Source organism: Arthrobacter sp. Y3225116 (assembly GCF_059091245.1).
In genome coordinates, this window is record NZ_JBNHGL010000233.1 from 1 (window position 1) to 4,446 (window position 4,446).

At 65.4% G+C, this 4,446-nt stretch carries 4 protein-coding genes; 3 read left to right on the forward strand and 1 reads right to left on the reverse strand.

Annotation, left to right across the window (positions count from 1 at the left end):
* Positions 1 to 879 (reverse strand): chromosome segregation SMC family protein (locus AC5RV2_RS15065; protein ID WP_494093004.1); only part of this gene is annotated, 879 nt, incomplete at its 3' end.
* A gap of 215 nt (positions 880 to 1,094) precedes the next feature.
* Here AC5RV2_RS15065 and AC5RV2_RS15070 point away from each other — a divergent pair.
* The 3 genes from AC5RV2_RS15070 to AC5RV2_RS15080 form a co-directional block, all read left to right on the forward strand.
* Complete coding sequence (locus AC5RV2_RS15070) at positions 1,095 to 2,105, forward strand: glycosyltransferase (RefSeq protein WP_494093005.1); 1,011 nt, start codon at positions 1,095 to 1,097, stop codon at positions 2,103 to 2,105.
* Between the two features lie 230 nt (positions 2,106 to 2,335).
* Positions 2,336 to 3,658, forward strand: a complete 1,323-nt coding sequence (locus AC5RV2_RS15075) for a hypothetical protein (RefSeq protein ID WP_494093006.1) — start codon at positions 2,336 to 2,338, stop codon at positions 3,656 to 3,658.
* A gap of 128 nt (positions 3,659 to 3,786) precedes the next feature.
* Positions 3,787 to 4,446: thiolase family protein (locus AC5RV2_RS15080; protein ID WP_494093007.1), on the forward strand; the 660-nt coding region annotated here is incomplete at its 3' end.

The following is a 4,446-nucleotide window of genomic DNA, read 5'->3' on the forward strand; positions in this document are numbered from 1 at the left end:
GAGCTGGTAGCAGCGCTCGCGCGCGGCGTTGAGCTCCGGGGTGGCTTCGGCCGCGAGCCGCTCCAGCTCGGCCAGGCGCCGGCGCCCGGACTCCAGGGTCTTCTCCACCTCGGCCTGCCGGGTCTTCAGCGCCGCCTCGTCCGCCACTTCCTGGGCCAGGGAGGTGCTCAGGTCCAGCAGCTCGTCGGCGAGCAGCCGGGCGCGGGCATCGCGTACCTCGAACTGGACCTGCTGGGCCCGGCGGGCCACCTCGGCCTGCTTGCCCAGCGGCGTCAGCTGCCGGCGGATCTCGCCGGTGAGATCGGTCAGCCGCTGCAGGTTGGCCTGCATCGACTCCAGCTTGCGCACCGTCTTTTCCTTGCGCCGGCGGTGCTTGAGGATGCCGGCGGCTTCCTCCACGAAGCCCCGGCGGTCCTCCGGCGTCGCGTGCAGCACCTTGTCCAGCTGGCCCTGCCCGACGATCACGTGCATCTCCCGGCCCAGCCCGGAGTCCGAGAGCAGTTCCTGGATGTCCAGCAGCCGGCAGTTGCTGCCGTTGATGGCGTATTCGGAGCCGCCCGTGCGGAACAGGGTGCGGGAGATGGTGACTTCGGAGTATTCGATCGGCAGGGCGCCGTCGGAATTATCGATGGTCAGCGACACGTGCGCCCGGCCCAGCGGCGGGCGGCCCGCCGTGCCGGCGAAGATGACGTCCTCCATCTTGCCGCCGCGCAGCGTCTTGGCGCCCTGCTCCCCCATCACCCAGGCGAGGGCGTCCACCACGTTGGACTTTCCCGACCCGTTCGGACCGACCACGGCGGTGACGCCGGGCTCGAAGTCGAAGGTCGTCGCCGACGCAAAAGACTTAAAGCCCCGCACAGTCAGAGATTTAAGATGCACGTTGTGTCTCCCGCGGCGGACGTTTTCCTTGCCTCAATCTACCGTGCCCGCCGCGGATACACGGGCACGACGGGCTTGTCGCGGTGGACAAACGTGTGGAGCGGCCGGCGTGTGCAGGTGCGGTCATCCCGGCGGGCGGGGTGGCAACCTTGTGTAAGGGCCACGGACAACTACCCTAAAGGCCAGGCCACGTCTGGTTAGGAGTGCTTTCGCCCGTGTCAGATCCAGCCCGTCATCCAGGGCAGCGCATTGCCGCCATTGTCCCCTGCCACAACGAAGAACAGACAGTCACCACCGTGATCCGGGACCTGAGGCTCGCAGTCCCGGGAATAATGGTCTATGTCTACGACAACAACAGTTCCGACCGGACTGCCGAGCTGGCGCGGGCCGCCGGCGCCATCGTCCGGACGGAAACGCGCAAGGGCAAGGGCAACGTCATCCGGCGGGCGTTTGCGGATATTGACGCCGATATCTACGTCACGATCGACGGCGACGACACGTACGAGGCAGCGGACCTGCCACGCCTGATCGACGCCCTGCTGGACGGACCCTACGATCATGTGCTCGGTGTTCGTGCCGACACGGCGGAAACCGGTTCGTACCGCCCGGGGCACGCCATGGGGAACCGGATGTTCAACCGGGTTGTCAGCGTCCTCTTCCGATCCCAGGTTTCGGACATGTTGTCGGGGTATCGCGTCTTTTCGCGCCGCTTCGTCAAGTCATTCCCCGCCGTGTCCAAGGAATTCGAAATCGAGACCGAATTCACGGTGCACGTCACGTCCCTGCGGCTGCCGCAGGCCGAGGTCGAAGTCGGATTCCGCCAACGGCCCGAGGGGAGCGAAAGCAAGCTCAATACCTATTCGGATGGCTTTAAAATCCTGTCCCTCATCTTCGAGCTCGTCCGGCATGAACGGCCGGCCCTCTTCCACGGCATCATCGCCGCAGTGCTGGCACTGGCTTCGCTGGGGTTGGGGGTGCCCGTGGTCGCCGAGTTCTTCCAGACCGGCCTGGTGCCCCGGTTCCCGACGGCGATCCTGGCTGCCGCCGTGATGGGCCTCGCGGTTCTGGTGGGTTGTATCGGCATCATCCTCGACGGCTTGAAGCGGGGACGGCATGAAGCAGCGCGCCTGGCATACCTGCGCCTGGAGCCGCCGCAGCACCGGCAGGATGCAGGCGGGGCGTGGGCGGACCGGGCCGATGCGCGTCTGGACGGGACGAACACGTGAGCGGTTCATCGGCCCTTTCCCCCCGTGCCCGGGCCGGCGGCCCGAGGGGTGTGCGCACCGCGTGGACTGGGGCGGACTACCGGTGGCTTACGGTCTTGGGCGCCGCCGCTTTCCTGGCCACGGCCTTTCTGTGGGTGGCGAACCACCCCGGGCGCATGACGAATGATTCCGCCCATCAGCTCAAGCAGGTCCTCGGCCTGATTCCGCTGGACGACTGGCACCCCGCCGTCATGACCGTCGGCTGGACAGGCTTGTACAGGCTGACCGGCGAAGTCAGCGCGATGGTCCTGGCGCAAATGTGCTTGACGTTCATCGCCGCGCTGCTGCTGGCCATCTACCTTCACGATCTCACCCGCAGCCGGCTCATGTCTTCGCTCGCCCTCGCGATTCCGTTGCTGCCGTTCACCATCACGTTCCTGGGCGTGATGTGGAAGGACGTGCACATGATGATCGCGTTCTTTAGCGGCACCGTCCTCATCCTGCTCGCCGAGCGCTTCCCCAGGCTCCGGTATCCGTTGCTCGCCCTGTCGCTGTTGTTCCTGCTGTACGGGGCGATGGTTCGAAAAAACGCGTTCTTTGCGATCCTTCCCCTCGTCTTCCTCCTCTACCGGGCCTGGCGCAACGCGTCCCCGACGCGGCGCAGACGGCTGACAGCCAACCGCCAACGCTTGCAGGGCGGATATGTCCTGGCCGCCGTGGCGTTCCTGGTGTTGATGCTGGGCACGGGCGCGGCGTTCAACGCCGCATTCCAGCCCAAAGCCACCGGCCAGCTATCCCAAGTCTTCCTCGACGACATCATCTTCACCGTGCCCGCCGAAGATATACGGGACGCGGATATCCCCCGGGAACTGGAAGACAAACTGCTTGCCGCCCGCGAAAAATGCCAGGCTGAAGAAGCTATTTGGGATGCTTATTGGAAGTGCTACGGCCGCGGGGCAACCGGCAAATCCTTTGAACCGATCGCCTATCAGCCGGAGGTCCGGGACCTGTGGATTGATGAAGTGGTGACGCATCCGGCCCGCTACCTGTACTACCGCGCAGAGACCTACGCCCGGTTCCTCTTCACCAGCAAGCTGGAATTCGTCGGTACCGGCGCGGAGGTCGTCCCCGCCGAGTACCGCGTGGAGTCGTCGAAGGCGGACAACATTCTCTATGACTACGTCGTTGAGTTCGGGCTGAAGACTTTTCCCTGGTTCTTTAAGGCCTGGTTTTGGCTCGCCGCCTCGATAGCGCTGATCGTGGCACTCCCCAAGGCACGGTACCTGCGGCCGCAGGTCGCCGCCCTGGGCTGGTCGGCGCTCCTCTACCTGGTGGGATACTTCCCCATCGTCCCGGCAGCCGACTACCGCTACAGCTATTGGCCCGCCGTCGCCTGCACGCTTGCCGGGGTGCTGTTTCTGGCGGACCGCCGCTTAAACAACAAGGGAATCGCAAAAGATTCCGGCCCGCAGCCAGGTGGATCCGAACGGCCCCCGGGATCGCGCTTTCGGGCCCCTGAGCAACGTCTGCAAGGCGGTCCGAGGCACGGGGACAGGCAGCCGGAGAGACAATGACCACACACGCATGCCCTTCTTTGCATGTGCGGAACGCTGGTTCGGGGTGCATAGTTAAGAGTTCGGGTACCAATGGGGGATTTTCCGTTTACAGGTGACCGTCCCCGAAGACGAATAAAGGCTGGATATTGATCGGTAACGCGACGTTTCGACATGACAACACGGCGCTGCTGGCCGTCTCGAGCGTGGAGGCCCCGGTAGCCGTCAGTTCCGCCGACTTCGACGACCGGCTGGCACCCAGCCTGAAGCGCCTGAAGCTCTCCCGGAGGCTGCTGGAACGTGTTGCCGGCGTGACCGAACGCCGCTGGTGGTCGCCCGGTTCGTCATTCGACGACGCCGCCATCGAGGCCGGCGCGAAGGCCCTCGCCGAGGCCGGCGTCGAGCCGGGCCAGATCGGCCTGCTGATCAACACCTCAGTCACCCGCAAGAACCTCGAGCCGTCCGTCGCGGTGAAAATCCACCACGGGCTGGGCCTGCCGTCGTCGGCCATGAACTTCGACCTGGCCAACGCCTGCCTGGGCTTCGTCAACGGCATCACGCTGGCCGCCAACATGATCGATGCCGGGCAGATCAAGTACGCGCTGATCGTCGCGGGCGAGGACGCGCAGCCGACCCAGGAAACCACCTTCGAGCGGCTGAACCACCCGGATTCCACCCGCGCCGACTACCTGCGCGAATTCGCCACGCTGACGTTGGGGTGCATTTTCACCGCGACGGACGGCTCGAGGTTCTTGCGGGTGACTGAGGTGTTGATCAGCAGGCCGATCTGGCCCGGCTCGACGCCGGCC